10 protein-coding genes are annotated in these 15,799 nt (G+C 48.2%); 8 read left to right on the forward strand and 2 right to left on the reverse strand.

What is annotated here, in order from left to right:
- The first annotated feature begins 139 nt into the window (after positions 1-139).
- The 3 genes from BHV64_RS11815 to BHV64_RS11825 all read left to right on the forward strand — a co-directional run bounded on the left by BHV64_RS11815 (position 140) and on the right by BHV64_RS11825 (position 2,789).
- On the forward strand, positions 140-1,261 hold the full coding sequence (locus tag BHV64_RS11815) for a site-specific integrase (RefSeq protein ID WP_149887600.1): 1,122 nt from the start codon (positions 140-142) through the stop codon (positions 1,259-1,261).
- A gap of 64 nt (positions 1,262-1,325) precedes the next feature.
- Complete coding sequence (locus BHV64_RS11820; protein WP_217727358.1) at positions 1,326-2,273, forward strand: hypothetical protein; 948 nt, start codon at positions 1,326-1,328, stop codon at positions 2,271-2,273.
- A 222-nt stretch (positions 2,274-2,495) separates the two neighbouring features.
- Positions 2,496-2,789 (forward strand): helix-turn-helix domain-containing protein, encoded by a 294-nt coding sequence (locus BHV64_RS11825; RefSeq protein WP_195579564.1) that lies wholly within the window; start codon positions 2,496-2,498, stop codon positions 2,787-2,789.
- 57 nt (positions 2,790-2,846) lie between these two features.
- Here BHV64_RS11825 and BHV64_RS11830 read toward each other — a convergent pair whose 3' ends face one another.
- The gene (locus tag BHV64_RS11830) at positions 2,847-3,776 is read right to left on the reverse strand and encodes a DUF1848 domain-containing protein (RefSeq protein ID WP_217727359.1); all 930 of its coding nucleotides are present in this window, start codon (positions 3,774-3,776) and stop codon (positions 2,847-2,849) included.
- A gap of 61 nt (positions 3,777-3,837) precedes the next feature.
- Positions 3,838-4,485 (reverse strand): hypothetical protein, encoded by a 648-nt coding sequence (locus BHV64_RS11835; RefSeq protein ID WP_288116071.1) that lies wholly within the window; start codon positions 4,483-4,485, stop codon positions 3,838-3,840.
- 238 nt (positions 4,486-4,723) lie between these two features.
- Between BHV64_RS11835 and BHV64_RS11840 the strand changes: the two genes are divergently transcribed.
- The 5 genes from BHV64_RS11840 (at position 4,724) to BHV64_RS11860 (ending at position 14,988) form a co-directional block, all read left to right on the forward strand.
- Entirely contained in the window at positions 4,724-6,274 is a 1,551-nt protein-coding gene (locus BHV64_RS11840; protein ID WP_217727360.1) for a hypothetical protein, read from the forward strand.
- A 3-nt stretch (positions 6,275-6,277) separates the two neighbouring features.
- Positions 6,278-8,149 carry a PspA/IM30 family protein gene (locus BHV64_RS11845; RefSeq protein WP_217727361.1) on the forward strand — a complete coding sequence of 624 codons (1,872 nt, stop codon included), beginning with the start codon at positions 6,278-6,280 and terminating at the stop codon, positions 8,147-8,149.
- Positions 8,142-8,954, forward strand: coding sequence for a hypothetical protein (locus tag BHV64_RS11850; RefSeq protein ID WP_217727362.1), 813 nt, complete (start codon positions 8,142-8,144; stop codon positions 8,952-8,954). Before BHV64_RS11845 ends, BHV64_RS11850 begins: the two co-directional genes overlap by 8 nt.
- Positions 8,947-14,187 carry a DEAD/DEAH box helicase gene (locus BHV64_RS13345; RefSeq protein ID WP_217727363.1) on the forward strand — a complete coding sequence of 1,747 codons (5,241 nt, stop codon included), beginning with the start codon at positions 8,947-8,949 and terminating at the stop codon, positions 14,185-14,187. The genes BHV64_RS11850 and BHV64_RS13345 overlap by 8 nt, the downstream gene beginning before the upstream one ends.
- A gap of 324 nt (positions 14,188-14,511) precedes the next feature.
- Positions 14,512-14,988, forward strand: a complete 477-nt coding sequence (locus tag BHV64_RS11860; RefSeq protein ID WP_217727364.1) for a hypothetical protein — start codon at positions 14,512-14,514, stop codon at positions 14,986-14,988.
- Positions 14,989-15,799: the final 811 nt, after the last annotated feature.

Here is a 15,799-nt window from a genome sequence, read left to right on the forward strand (position 1 = left end):
ACAGCTATTCAAAGAAAAAAATTCCGAATTCTAAAATCTCCCTTCGAGGTGTGTTTTTGCAACGTATTTGTAACGTTTGCACTTGCATGTTGCAAATTTTATCCCTATTTTTGCAACACACCAATCGAAACGCACGCCTATGGAGATTAAGCTGATCAAACGCGAACTGAAGAACGGGCGAACCTCTTTGGTATTGGAATACTACCTGGGGTACACCCTCGGGGCCAACGGCACCACAAGGCCCAAGCGCAAATTCGAGACCCTCGAATACTTCCTCTACACCGCGCCCCGCAACAAGGCCGAGCGCGACCACAACAAGATCAACCTCGAGATGGCCGAAAAGGTCAAGGCCAAACGGCTGCTCGCCGAGCAGAACGAGCAGTACGGGTTCGCCGTGCCGTTCAAGATACGCACCAACCTGGTCGAGTTTATCCGCGGGATGGTCGAGCAGCGCAAGGATTCGCCCGGCAACTGGGGCAACTGGGACAGCATGCTGAAACACCTAATCGCCTATGCGGGGACGGAGACCACCTTCGAACGGATCGACCGACGGTTCGTCGAGGGGTTCCGCACCTACCTCGCCAAGGAGGCCCGCACGAAGAGCGGCACCGCCCTCTCGGCCAACAGCCAGAACAGCTACTTTCTGAAATTCAAGGCGGCGCTGAACCGGGCCGTCGAGGAGGGAATCGTTCCCCAATCGCCCGCCATGGGGGTCAAGGCCACGCGGACGGAGGATGTCCACCGCGAATACCTCACGATCGAGGAGCTGCAACGGCTGGTCAAGACCGACTGCTCCTACCCGGTACTGAAGGACGCCTTCATCTTCTCGTGTCTGACGGGCATGCGCTGGAGCGACATCAACAAGCTGACGTGGGGCGAGGTGCAGGAGTTCGACGGCGGCACGCGCGTGGTCTTCCGCCAGAAGAAGACCCGCGGTCTGGAGTACCTCGACATCTCCGAGCAGGCCGTGCGCTACATGGGGCCGCGCGGCAGAGCCGACGAGCGGGTCTTCTCGGGGCTGAAATACTCCGCCTGGCACAACCTCGCACTGCGCGAATGGTGCATGAAGGCGGGCATCACGAAGCACATCACCTTCCATTGCGGGCGCCACACCTTCGCCGTATTGCAGCTCTCGCTCGGCACCGAGATCTACACCCTCTCGAAGCTCCTCGGCCACCGCGAGCTGAAGACCACGCAGGTCTATGCGCAGATTATGGACGAGAAGAAACGCGAAGCGGTGAACCGGATTCCGGAATTATGATTATCTTTGGAAGACGGGGCGCCCACCCGCACCACCTCCGTACTCACGCCTAAACCGACCGCCCATGAACCGCATCGAATACATCCGCTACTCGCACCGTCGCGCCAACAGCCGGGTCCGCGCATGGATCGGGAGCGTGCGCATGCGGCTCGTGCGTCGGAGCCGGTTGCTGGGCTGGATCTGGATGGTGCCGGCGTCGATCTTCTACGCGCTGGTCGTACTCTTCAGCTGGCTCACCTTCTGCGTCGTCCTCTTCCGGGATCCCCGCTTTACGCTCCACTATCTGGAGAGTGAGATCGAGTGCCGCGGACTCTCCGGTGCGGAGGCCCGCCGCTACCTCGACGAGCAGCACCGCGACTACGAACGTCGGCTGGCCTACGGCAATTTCACGCGCGACGAACAGCGGCGCATCGACCAGACCTTCGCGTACCTCTACAACCGCTACCCTGCCCCGGTTCGGGACGACCTCAACACCCGGCTCGACGAGGTGCAGAGCGCCGTTGCGGAGATTGCCGGCTTCACGCGGCAGCGGCAGGAGGAGCTGGAGCAGGCCCGGGAGCGCGAAACCGCCCTGCAGGCGCAGGCCGAGAAGCGCCGCGCCATCAACCGCAGCCGCACGGGTTTCGACCCCACGCCGGAGGACTTCTCGCCGCGCCTTACCGACCGGCAGCTCGACCTGCTGACCGAACACATCAACCGCATCGGCCTCTTCCGGCGCGACGTCACCCGCCCGGAGGTTGAACTGCTGCTCGCCTGCCAACTCCCGGAACCGTTGCAGACAACCCACAATAAGCTGCTGGCGCTGCTGCTCGAATCGCTGAGTGCCGCGCGGTTCATCACCCCGAAGTGGCAGCGCGTGGCGGGAGCCAAGGGGTGCTTCCTCTCGAAGCTGGGCAAGCCGCTTACGGCCAAGGATCTCTCGGCGGCCAAGCAGATGGCCGACATCATCGACGCGAAACGCGAGCAACAGATTCTCGACTGCATCCGGGCCCTGGAGGCCGCACAGTCATAGTCCCCCGAAAAGGCCGACAAACACGGACGAAGTCCCTTTGCAGGGTTCCGTCGTCGTGTTTGCAGGGTGCCAGTACGCGGGAAAAAGATGGAAAAAATTGTCCAAACAAGCGGAAACGTTGGCAGACAATGTCGCCAGCCTTTTTTCTTCGTTTTTTTGTCTCCGTAATTACAACCTGTGCGTTGCACAACGCCTTTGTCAAACCTTTTAAATTGTGTTTTTATGCAAATGAGTCTAACCGTCGAGGAGCGTCTCGACCGCATCGAACAACTGCTGCGCGGACAGAAGAATGTCCTGAACTTTTCCGAAGCCTGCGACTTCACAGGCATCTCACCGAGCTACATGTACAAACTCACCCACAACGCCCGCATCCCTCACTACAAGCCCCACGGCAAGAATGTCTACTTCCTGCGCGAGGAGCTCGAACAGTGGCTGCTACAGAATCCCGTGCGGACCGCCGAACAGAAGGATCGCGAGGCGACCGAGTTCGTCCTTCGCAAACGGCGTCCGAGATAGCAACACGTATCGGTCCGACCGGTCCCAGGCCCATCGGGGCGGCCGGATTATCTACCCCTAAAAAAGCGCATCGCTCACCTTAAACGAGCGGATCGCCCGCTCCTTTACGACATCACCCTCCTCCATACGGCCAATCAACAACGGCGACGACAGATCATGCAACCCCCGGTTCCGACACACCGTCTTCGTATCGGTGTTGGCATAGCAATACAGACAGCCGTGGCTGCATGTATCATAGACCCCGATATCCACACTCTGCACACATCCACACTCCGGCCGTTGGTTTCTGTCCCTGGCGACATTCAATCGGGCCCCCTGCAGCTCTTCAATCAACATACGGTCGATGCACCGGCCATGCCGGATGCCCATCGGCTCCAGGTCTATCCGTTCCGCGCAGCTCTGAATCCGGATGCCATAGCTTGATGCGATGGAGGCCAGCCCCGCAGCCAATCGGGTGATTTCATCCGCACTCGGTTCCCGGACCGTTGTCGCCCTTAAATTGCGCCGCGTCTTCTGATACAGATCCACAAAACTGATCACGCAGGTTTGGGTATGGGATGCCAACCGTTTGGCAATTGCCTCAAAACCGTGCAGATGATAGCGGACGTCCATGCTTTGCGAGAACAGAATCGGGTCATACCTCCAGATAACCCGCTTGGGGCCAATCCGGTCGGACAGCTGCCTGAACGTATCGATAATGATCTCCTTCTGCGGGAGCCCCGTCTCCAGTTCCCTGCCGTATGGAGTGACCGTAAACTGGAAATAGTACATGTAGTCCGCAAGTTCGCCCAGACGCGGCAACATCGGCGCCGGATTCTTGCTCCAAAAGACGATGCAATCAATCACATCGGGGGATAGTCGGATTTTGCTGACCTGATGCCGGTTCATCGGATTCCGGACGCACGCATACCCCTCCCGGATCCGGTTGTAAAACCAGTCCGAATAGAAGGCGGGAATATCGGTTCTTCGGCTAACGCTCAGTATCATCGCGAATCAGTTTATCGTTTCGCCGCACTTCGCCGACGGCACCCGAGGCTGCGGCGTGCGGTCAGGATCGCTTGCCCCGTTTTCCGTAGAGCCGCTCCAGATCGAGCTTCTCGATGCGCGAACGGATGGCACCGGGCTTGCGCTGGAAATGGGCGGACAACTCCTTCTCCGTCGCCCCCTCACACCACCGGCGCGTCAACTCCAGATCCTCCGCCTCGGTCCAGGGCTGATAGGCGTTCGGATACTCCTGGCGGCAGGCGTAAACCGAGTAGGTCGGTTCGCCGGTCAGCTGCTTGTAGGCCCGCAAATAACGCTTCAGCCGTTTGACGTCCTTATCCGAGAGGTACGGCAGGCGGCGGATATCCATGTTATCCGTCAAGTCGTTCAGTTTGACCGCCACGGCCAGCGGATTGCCCTTTATGCGGGCAATATAACGGTCGTAGGGCTCCTCCTCGGCGTGCGTCAGACAGCGCAGTGCCTCGATGATTTCCGGCGCAAACCCCTCGGCAGCCAACTCCTCCAGCGTCCAGTCGCTGTCCTCGACCACATCGTGCAGCACCCCGACGATCTTCTCTTCGGGGGTTGTGCCCGCGGCCATGACCCGCATCGGGTGGCCGATATAGTCGTTCCCGGCCTTGTCGCGCTGGCCGCGGTGCGCCTCGGTGGCAATCTCGATGGCAATCTCGATGGCTCGTTCCAGAGTACTCATATTTGGAGTCTGAAAAAAGATTGTTGAACCTAACAAAGATACAAAAAGAAGGGAGAATGAATTATGTCACCTCCGATTATTGTGTAGCATACACGATGTATTAGATTTAAATCAAACTTGCTTTCTTTTTAATCTGGAGAGAAGGATACAAGGCAATTCAGTATTGTAAAAAGGCCGTTGATAGTATTTGAGTATTCATATAAAAATGGTATTTTTGTATATATGACAAATCCAAGGAGTGACAGCAAGATTATTATATAATCTAGGAGATTATGTACGCAAGTACTTCTTCACTGATGAAAAAAAGGGCGAATACGTTTATCCAATTATCGATAGCTCTTTTATAAATCAATATTGCCATTATGCAGGCTTGGAAAAGTCAAACTTTCTCTTGTCTCTAGGCCATGATAAGGCCGTATTTCTAACAGATGACTCGCCTATCGAGGTCGTGCTGGGTATTATTGCCATTCAATTATACGCGGCATCAAAGATGGAGAATGCAGATGGTTTTACTGCGGCTAATTACAGGCAACGAATATGTGAATGCCTCGGTATAGATACTTCAGACTGGCAAAATTGGGTGAAGGACAACCAAGACTACGTTTGGTCCCGCTACTATGCCTGGTGCGAGGACGAATCGTTTCTTATAGACAATCCCTGCCGTTCCCGGGAGGGGAAAGATCGATATGTCCAATATCCCAAGGTTCATTCTGCCCAAGTATTAAATAGAGAGGATCTGAAAAGATTTGCCGCTGAATTCATTGCAAAAGGGATTGTTCCCAATGAGGATTTATCTCAGGATGAGCTATGGAACATCCTTGGCTTTCCCTCAAATAACCTGACTAATCGAGCCAGGAGAATTATAGAATCGTCCTGGGGATCAGCGAAAAAGCAGATCTTTCAATATTATCTCTCCTGGGATGGAGAGTATAGTGATGCTCGAAAAACAACAAAACGAGCCGAGAAATCATCATGTATATTAAGACTCATTCAGGAAGAAGATGAATGGATTCTGGACATATGCAATGAAATCCAACGAGTAAAACAGATCCCTCTTTTCCCTACTACGAACATTTTCAACGAGCTAAAGCCATATTATACATTCAAACGCCCTAACACAATTCTATTTGAGAAGGATCCCTTGTATGAGGATTATACGGAAACAAGATATCTCAATGAAAATGACGAAAGCATAGCTTTATTTGTCAACACATCAAAAGGATTTCATGAACAGGATGTTATTCAACGTTTTGGGATGAATGCCTTAGTGAAGCTGAATCCAAAGAGATATCCTCAATTCTATACGACCGAAAAGCGACCATACCGATTATACGGAGGCTTAAGAATCTCCCGGGATATGCCCAATTATCTATTAGACGCTCCTCCAATTCTTGACTTAGACAAAGATTTACGTTTTTATATCGATGATAAGCCGTATCAAGGGTTGTCTGGTTACAATCGACTACCTCTTGGAATAGGAGTGCACAAGATCAAAATACCTGGATACAAAAGCATCGGGATTCATATAGTCGCCCCCGATATAAAGGACTTTGCTCCTTGGAATAACAATCCCAGGTGGTTAGTTGATAATAAAAAAGCAAGAGTGTGGGACGTCGACTTCCAACAGGGACAGATTGTCGGACTCGACTATCATGCTTATAGTTCGAACGGAACCGCCTCTTCAACCGGATCGGTTTTATATCGATGGTGCAAAGCACAGCAATCCAATAAAGCCATCCAGCCAGGCGAGCCAAATGTCGCAATTAGAATGTTGAATATTCAGAAATAATATATGAATTCCTTAGATTATACGACTATAAAAGTAGTGGGAGTTGTTGAACCTCACACAAACGGAATACATGCTTATCTCCGAGTAATCGGATATATCGATCCTGATACTGGATGGAAATTCAAACGTCTTTATCCCGATGAGATAAAAGAAAAATTCCCTACCCGCGGGCTTATTTTCATGCCTAATTTTCTTAAAAAGTATAGGAATTTATGCGGACAATGTATCTACACTGGCATACAAGTATCTAATAATGAAGGGCATGATCAATTTATATGGGATCGAGATGCTGGTCTTCCGGCAGAATATGGAGTCGTTGTTTGCGAAGAAAAACTTCGCCAGAAGGACCCAGAAGGTATCTATGAAACTTTATCAGGCTATCAGGATACTACCTATTTTCACGACGGGCCATTTTTATATCGATATACACCCAAAACTGGGCAGCCATACTATTACATCGAACAATGGGATCTAAACAATATTTTAAGCATCAACCAAGATAGAATTATTTGCTACGACAGGGACCGATCCAGGTATGTCATCATGAATGACAACATTGCTGGAACGGCTACTTATCTCGACATAATGCCAGATGAGCAACTGAAGGAATGGTTCGTTGAAACCTATGTAACAAAAGCATGGAGTTCCATCTTGCAGAACGAGAATAGGAACAAATTACTATCGGAGATCAAGAATACGATTCCAGCCAAAGGTGTCCCAAATGAGGTTCTGGAGTCTCGTATCACGCGTATATCTTTGATGTTTGAAAACTTTCTCCTAAATGCCCGACAGATTCAGGCATTAGCGGAGAATCCATTATTCAAGGAGTGTATTGATCGTTCCGTTGCAAAATATAGCGAGCAATTGATTACTAATCTACAAAGCCAATACAAACGAGAATACCAGTCTTTACAAAGTGAGCAAAAAGAGCGCGTGGCTCAACTTGAGCGCGAGGTGAACACCGCAACTGCAAAGGCCCAGGCACAAAAAGAAAAGTTGGAGGAAGAGCAGAATCAATATCAAGCTGCAATTAAGCAACAATTGGCCCATATCGCATCAAACAAAAAAAAGATTGAAACTCTGGAAAACTCGCTACAAAAAATAACAAACGAGAAAGATCGGATTCTCAAGGATTGCGATGTGCTGCGTGATATCATTGTATCATTGACCTCGAACCACACTCATCTTGCAGAAAATGGTGAATTACTGACCGTACATAACGAATCACAACCAATCCAGAGCAAAGAGGAGCTGGAGAGCAGATTGAGAAATGGATTAAGAAACAATAATAGGAGACTCAGCCTCTCGAACCACTTGATTTCGCTATTGGCATATAACCATGTATTGTTAATACCGGATCATCGAATTGTCAATGCAATTATCCAGGCTACCGGTAATTGTTGTTATATGCTTGAAGATGTCACTCCAAAGTGGCAAACGTTTGAATATGTATGGGCAAATGGGTTGAAGAGAATCGTAGAACACAGTTGGGAGACGCCCAATGAAATGCATTATTATGTTCTGCGTAATATAAATATATCTTATTTACCCTGCTATCTTCAGCCTGTCGTAGATATGATTCTAAAACTGCGATGTGTATTCCCTGGCTCCATCCTTGCATTCCCAGGAAACCTTAGGATCATCCTGGTTCCTACAGAGGATGCTGGATTGCCATTGGCTACGCAATGCATCCGCTATTTTGGATGTTTGCCAAAAACCGACACCTTCGTTATAGCTGAAGATGAGGAGTATCGAATTGTTGAAAAAATCGATACAGAAGGATATTTGACGCCCGGCCTATTAAACAGCCTGCTTACACAAGTAGAGAGACCGGATCCGGAGGCATATAAATCATATGTCACAGAGGATGAATAAAGATATCGAAAAGGTTCAACACCTGTTGTTCTTATGGATGTGTCATTATGACAAGATCAATTATGACACTATTAAACGCTATTGTGAGTATCTAAACATACAGTTTAATCTACAAATTACAGAACACCCTGCATGGACCTTGTTTTTGCCCTTATTCTATGCGGGCAATGTGGATTATTGCGGCAGTAAGTCGTTTAAGGTGACGGAACCGATGATGATCTCACACAAAAGGAGGCACCTTTTCATAAACAAGCAACCATCCATAGATGGATGCAAAAAGTTGCGTCCCGCCATTTATCGCAGTGAGGGCCCTCAGAATTGTGAATTAAAGCAGTATACTTTTAACGGAAAAGAGATTTTGAAACATTTTCCGAGTGTGGACTCAATCATCTCAGCATTCGAGTTATCACCGAAAAATGATTTCTCAGATCTCACCTTTGATAATGCCCCTGACCAGATTGGTATTGCCTACACAGCATTTAAACGCTATTACTTCGTATGTGAGAATCGGAAAGTTGTGGAAATCCCTAATTGGTCAATCAATCCGGATTCGGTCAATGTCGCCTATCAATATAGCCGAGTCTTGGGAAAGAAATCAAACGGCAATTACGACGTCGAGCAAAGGAAACTGAGCGTGAATTCTTTCCGGTTCCCAATCATGTTATACCGAGTTTTGATGGTTGCTTCCATGTTGGAAGGCCAATGTCCCTATAAGGAATCGGGCAATTATATTTTCCCAGGCATTTCAAAATCCATAGTCAAGGAACTCGATCGTATCTTGTGTAAATCCATTCGTTATGAATAATCCCATACAAATCTATAATGAACTGAGAGAAACATATCTCAAGTATATCAGTAGCGGTATCCCGTTTTTCAATGAGTATTACAACGAAGAACGCAATAGTCTGATCAGCGAACAAGGAGCCATATGCCAACCTCCCATTATAGAGATCGTTCCCAAATACAAGGAATATGCGTCGCTGGAAGACTTCTGCAAAAATGAAGGGGTTAATAGCGAGTTGGCTGATTTTGTGCAATGTGGATTGTTCTTTAATGACAAAGCCGAAAAACGGCGATTGTATCTACATCAATACAATGCCCTCAAAGAGGCCGCTATCAACCGGAAGAATATTGTCGTAACAACAGGAACAGGATCCGGTAAGACAGAATGCTTCCTACTGCCTATTTTTGCCGATCTCATATCAGAGTCGCGCACATGGGACAAAACGAATCGACCACGAGCCATGCGCGCTATGATTCTTTATCCGCTGAATGCATTGGCGGAGGATCAAATGATCCGACTTCGTAAAGCCCTTAATGGACAAGGGAAAGGACGGGCTTTGGATTGGTTAGACCGTTGTCGCGGAGGGAATAGATTTTTCTTCGGGCGTTACACTGGCAGCACCCCTGTCAGTGGTCGTGGAGATATTGCCCAAGAGAACATCCGGAAAGAACGCAAGCAATTAAATGAGGACTGGAAAGCAGCTCAAGAATCAGCCAAACAAACCGGTAATAGCGAATTGCTCTATCATGTTCCGTGCATGGATTCGGATAGTGCAGAGATGTGGGATCGCCTTTCCATGCAACAAAATGCTCCCGACATCTTAATTACCAATTACAGCATGCTCAATGTCATGCTGATGAGAGATATTGAAGCGCCCATATTCGAAGAGACCAAGAAGTGGCTTAAGGAAGATCCTTCCCATGTCTTCCACCTGGTCATTGATGAATTGCACACCTATCGAGGAACAGCCGGAACAGAAGTTGCGTATCTGATTCGTATCTTGCTGGATAGACTGGGGTTAACTCCCGACTCTCCGCAAGTTCAATTTCTCGCCTCGAGTGCGTCGATGGGAGAAAATGAGCAGACCAAAGATTTTCTATGCGAATTTTTTGGTGTCTCGAAAGATGCGTACACTAAGAAATTCTGCCTCCTCTCCAACGAGCCCGAACCCGCTGCAAGTCGGCCCCAAGATAAACTTCCGATAGAAGCCTTCGTAGATTATACAAATTCTTCAATCCCTGAGAAGGAACGCACCGAACAGTTGTTTGCGTCATTGGACTGCAGCGATTATATCGATATTACGCGAAAATACCATCTTGTCGAATGGCTGAAATTTGCAATGACAGACGTTGAAGGACGAATTATCGCGCAAAATGTTATTAGTATTGCAGCCAAAATGGGCATCAAAGGTGATCAGGCCTTACCTTTTATTTCGTCTTTCTTAAAAATCATATGCCAAAGCAAGGAAGACGGGAACTTTGTCCTACCACTTCGAGCTCATTTCTTTTTCCGCTCTGTCAACGGTTTATGGGCATGCTCCAATCCCGCTTGTTCTGAAGTCAAAAAAGAGTACCAATTTGATGGACGAACCTTGGGACGTTTTTATCGCTCTCCCCGTACCGTTTGCAGCTGCGGGCATGCCGTCCTCGAGTTGATCATCTGTGAAAGTTGTGGTGAGGCCTTCTTGGGTGGGTATATTCGACAAAAAGACAATCGAACATTCTTGCTTTCGGTGGATAGACCTATCGGTCAAACATTTTACCCATATGCTGTTCTATGGCAGGGCTCCATGGATGACAGTGATGCGACCGACAAAGGATGGGTTCGTGTCAATTTTGATTCGGTCACGGGAATTATCAAGCTGGATCGCTATGGAACCTATTGGTTGCATCGCCAGGAAAAAGAAGCGGACCTGCAACTACCGAATCAATGCCCACAATGCGGAGTGGCATACCGTGTAAATGAAGAAAGGAAATTGACTCCACTAAAGCCACATCGGACCGGACTTCAAAAGGTAAATCAGGTTCTTGCCGATTCATTGATCCGTTCGATGAAGAATGCGCATGAGAACAACACAAAAGTGGTGCTGTTTTCCGATAGTCGACAGTCTGCCGCCAAGCTATCGGCAGGCATTGAATTGGATCATTATCGAGATGCGGTGAGATGGCTGATGCTGAAGGCTCTTAAAGGAGACTCCGAAGTCATTAATTTCTTAAAAAAATTTCAGTTCGGCAACATATCTTCCAGAGAAGACAGCGATATGTTGACGAGACTTTATAACAAAGGAACGTATATTGAGCTCATTGATCTGATTCGGACCAAAGACAAAGGTTGGCTAAAATCTGAAGAAAAAGCTCGCCTCGATACGATATATGCATCTATCGAAGATGTCAACCTGGAGAATATTACCGCTGATGTATTTAAGGGTCTATTAAATATCGGAATGAATCCGGCTGGACCAAGGCCATCCTTAGCTCAAAATCCACTATTAAACAACACTCCGTGGTGGAGTCTTTTTGATTTTAGAGTTGGTACTGCAAAGAGAGATCTGGGCGATTACGATCAAGTATATCTTAACAAGATTCGTAAAAAAAATAGCGAGGAGCAAATAATAAGTCTTTTTGCCCACAAAAAGAAGTCATTCGAGACCTTAAAATTGGGATACGCAACCTGTGTAGGAACAGAAAAACTAGACTCTCGGATGAGAGAGTTGTTAGATTCAATTATCCGCATTCTTGGCGAAAAAAGAAGAGTGGCTGGATTTGAATCTAGATATCCAGTTTATGACTCATTCCCTGGAATTGTGCGCAAACTTGTAAAGAGGGTCTATGGATTTACCCGCAAACAAGACACCGATAACAAGTTAGACGAAATCAAACGATTATTAAGGAAGCTGGAGATCATTGCCAACGACAAAGTCGCTTTAACCGGACGCAAGATTGCTTTCCATAAAGCATACGAAGGGATGAAATATTGGCAATGCCCAAAATGTAAGACGATTCATTTGCAGCCGTCTAATGGCATCTGTACCAATTGCCTTGGCAACCTATCTCAACCTAAAACGATACAAAAAAGTGATTTGGAGGATGCGTCGGATTATTATGTATCACTTGTAAACTCAACCAACGATATCTATCGCCTCCATTGCGAGGAAATGACAGGGCAAACCTCTCGCGATGAATCACGGCGACGCCAACGACATTTTCAAGAAATATTTCTTCCGGGGGAGGTGCCATCTGTTGACGGGATCGATTTGTTGAGCGTTACAACCACGATGGAAGCAGGAGTCGATATCGGCTCACTGTCTGCCGTCATGATGGGTAATGTTCCGCCTCAACGATTCAATTACCAGCAGCGTGTTGGACGTGCCGGCCGTCGCGGGAATCCGTTGTCTATTGCTTTAACCGTGGCTAAAGGATCAAGTCATGATCTGACCCATTATTTTGAGCCGGCACGTATGGTTTCTGCCATACCGAAGGATCCATATCTGGAGGTCCGAATCAAAGAGATTGCAGAGAGAGTGGTATTCAAGGAGGTATTGCATAATGCGCTCAAATCGATTCAGGAGTCCTCCAAACAAGAAAGTGTTCATGGGAATTTCGGAACGGCTTCGGCCTGGAATAAAAACAAAACAATTGTTGCTACATGGATCCAGAACCATGAATCTGAGATCGAATCCATCATCCAGATTGTCACGAGATGTACAGATCTCACAAAGGAGGATAAGGATGACATGCTCCAATATATTCAGAAAAAGCTAATTGACCGCATTACCGAGATCGCCAATAGTAGCGAGTATACACAGACACAATTAAGTGAACGTCTGGCGAATGCCGGAATGTTGCCCATGTTCGGATTTCCAACACGGACGCGAAATTTATACCTGCAGTTCCCGGATAAATTACCGGCTACCGATGTCGTGAATCGCGATATGGAGTTAGCGCTCAACTCATTTGCTCCTGGACATGAGATTGTAAAGGACAAAAAGGTATATCGAGCTGTTGGAGTTGCTGATTATGGTAGAAAGGCCAATGTCTTTCTGAAAGCAGATAGCCTCAATATACTGAGGAAGCCACTATTCAGATGCCAAAGTTGCGCCTATTCAACTTTGGAGTTGGATAGTGATACGGCCAATTGCCCGGTCTGCGGCAACCCGATGGAACGTATTGAGGTTTGTTCACCACTGGGGTATTGTGTAGATTACGATGAACCGGTTCACGACTTTAACGGATCCTATGATTGGTATTCTCCCAACAGTGAGATTCGATTAGATTGTGAAGCCTCTTTGGAGGAGTGCAATCCTGTTGGAAACCTATACTTGCGCAACAATGTAATTCCCACTCAAGGTCTTGTTCATTTGGTCAATGACAACAATGGCAAACTCTACCATATGGGGCAATACGCTCATTCAAAAACGTCAAAAATGAGCGATACCTGGGTTGCTCGAAGTGCCTATCCACAAACTCGACAAAGTGCGTTGACCCTATTTAACGAAAAAGACTTGGCTTTTGTCGTATCAAAGTCCACGGGAGTCATGACCATTGCACTGAAGATGGTTCCTCGGGATATTTGTCTTAATCCGTTGCAAGACAACGCGAACTATTTTGCCATACGGGCTGCATATTATTCCTGGGGGTATTTAATTCGCAAGGCAATTGCCTGCTATCTTGACATAGATACATCCGAACTCGATATCGGATATCATATATCCGTCAAAACCGGAAACCCGGAGGTATTTATTGTCGAAAAACTGGAAAATGGTTCGGGATATTGTAACTATTTAAGCGGACGCAAATATGCACAAGTTCCGACCGAAGCTCTATTGCAACCTCTATTGAAGGGTGGAGCAATTTATGACACGTTATGTACTCCGGACCATATGCGAAACTGCATCTCATCTTGCTATGATTGCATCCGAGACTATTCCAACCAACAATATCACATGATATTGGATTGGCGTCTTGGCCTTGATTTGTCAAGAATGGCGGCAGACAAAGCGCTCTTTGTCAATTTCGATGTCGAATATTGGAAGGACTTCATGGATAATAATCTCGACAGTCTACTAAAGAAAAAGAAACAACACAGTCAGATTAAATTTGGTCATTACTTTGCTGTCAATGATTCAGGCGTAATCAAGGGAATCATCGTACATCCATTTTGGTCGGATGACTATATTACCGACGTTTTACAACAATGCAATAACGCGGGAATTGATAAGATCTCAATATTTGAACTGACCAGAACGATGAACTAAAACAAGAGGTTCCGCAAAAATCGGCGGCCTTTGGCGGTTTTCCGATTTAATTTTCTATTTTTGTAGATGGTTCCGTGCCGATCCGCGGAACTAACATACTACGAACGTTTAATTACGTTTTCTTCCGTACTCAAACTTCGCAACCTTGACACACCGGAAGGGATGTAACGGGACGCCTCGTGGACGCATGTATTGTGCCCGCAGGCCTTTGGCTTGCTATGTGCATGATACGCGTTTCGCGTGGGCTGTCCGTGTTGCTTATTTCGGTGTGGGGCAGCGAAGGCCTGAGTACGGGGTAAGTCAATGCGGCAACCCACGTTTTTTATGGCTTTCGATTACGATTACACCGGAAACCCCGCCCTGCTCGACTGCCGGAAGGTCGCTTTCTTCGCCTCGCGCGTCGTTTCGCCCACCGTCGAGGAACAGGTCCTCCGCTGGGCTGAAGCGTGTTGCGCAACCGACCGTGTCGTAATCAGCGGTTTCCAGTCGCCGCTCGAAAAATTCGTCTTTGAACTCCTGCTGAAAGCCCGCCACCCTGTGATCTGGGCCTTGGGGCGTGCCCTCTACCGCCGCTATCCTCCCGCCGTCGAAGAGGCCCTGGCCGAGCAGCGCATCCTGATCTTTGCCGTGCGCAACGCCCGCCGCACCGGTTGGCAGACGGTCCAAACCCGCAACTATACCATCGCGTCGATGGCCGAGGAGAGCGTCTACGCCCTCCGCTCGGACGGCTGTCCCAGTTCGCTCGACGTCCTCTGCGGGCTGGAACTGGGGCACAAACCAGTGCGTTGTTTCCCGCAATAAACGTCCCGTTTCGCGGGAAAATTGGTACTGAAACTGCATCGAAACCCGATTCTGAATGACTGAAATTCTGCAGAATTGAACGCTGAAAAAGGACAAATTCCACTTCTTTTTATGACGCAAAATATCGGATTAGAGGTTCTCAATTGGCTGAATTGAGGCCTCAAAAGCGCGTCCAAATTCGTGAAATTTGTCCGAAATTTTGCATTCTCAATCGCCGAAAATCGGTCGAAAACGAGCTGTTTTGAAGTCTGATTCGGGCGATAAACCGCCACTTTTCCACGCCAAAATGGCCGGATCTTCCCTATTTTCTGGCGAAGGTGTCTCGAAAATCCTTCGCCGACTAAATTTCGGCTCGGGCCACGGTGGCCCCGGTAAAAAACGACGACTTCGGAGGAGTTTTCCCCCCCCCCTTGCGGGCAAGCTGTTTTCGTTACCGAGAATATTTCGCGTAACGGAAAACACAGCTTGCTGAGTCCCGAAACATATAATGTTCCGGGGACTCAAAAACGGGTCGAATATCACGTCCCGTTCCCGCTTGTTCGCCGGCCAATCTGAAGAGGCGAACCACCCGTTCCCGAAGCCGACATCGGGAACAAAATCGACAAAAAAAGGAAGGTCCGGAGGCGTCTTATTCAAAAAGGCCGACTGACTGATTGACGTCAGTACTGACTGAATTCAGTACTGACTGACTGAAATACTGACTGACTGAAGCACTGACTGACTGAAGTACTGACTGACTGAAGTACTGACTGACTGAAGTACTGACTGACTGAAGTCACGGTTTTGCTGTTTCGCTGTTGTGTTGACACAC

The organism is Alistipes sp. 56_sp_Nov_56_25 (genome assembly GCF_001915285.1).
GTDB lineage: Bacteria > Bacteroidota > Bacteroidia > Bacteroidales > Rikenellaceae > Alistipes > Alistipes shahii.

Bases quoted from the DNA above. Each gene is read 5' to 3' on its own strand.
- BHV64_RS11860 (WP_217727364.1), top strand. From the start codon at position 14,512: ATGGCTTTCGATTACGATTACACCGGAAACCCCGCCCTGCTCGACTGC.
- BHV64_RS11845 (WP_217727361.1), top strand. From the start codon at position 6,278: ATGAATTCCTTAGATTATACGACTATAAAAGTAGTGGGAGTTGTTGAA.
- BHV64_RS13345 (WP_217727363.1), top strand. From the start codon at position 8,947: ATGAATAATCCCATACAAATCTATAATGAACTGAGAGAAACATATCTC.
- BHV64_RS11835 (WP_288116071.1), bottom strand. From the start codon at position 4,485: ATGAGTACTCTGGAACGAGCCATCGAGATTGCCATCGAGATTGCCACC.
- BHV64_RS11825 (WP_195579564.1), top strand. From the start codon at position 2,496: ATGCAAATGAGTCTAACCGTCGAGGAGCGTCTCGACCGCATCGAACAA.
- BHV64_RS11850 (WP_217727362.1), top strand. From the start codon at position 8,142: ATGAATAAAGATATCGAAAAGGTTCAACACCTGTTGTTCTTATGGATG.
- BHV64_RS11815 (WP_149887600.1), top strand. From the start codon at position 140: ATGGAGATTAAGCTGATCAAACGCGAACTGAAGAACGGGCGAACCTCT.
- BHV64_RS11820 (WP_217727358.1), top strand. From the start codon at position 1,326: ATGAACCGCATCGAATACATCCGCTACTCGCACCGTCGCGCCAACAGC.
- BHV64_RS11830 (WP_217727359.1), bottom strand. From the start codon at position 3,776: ATGATACTGAGCGTTAGCCGAAGAACCGATATTCCCGCCTTCTATTCG.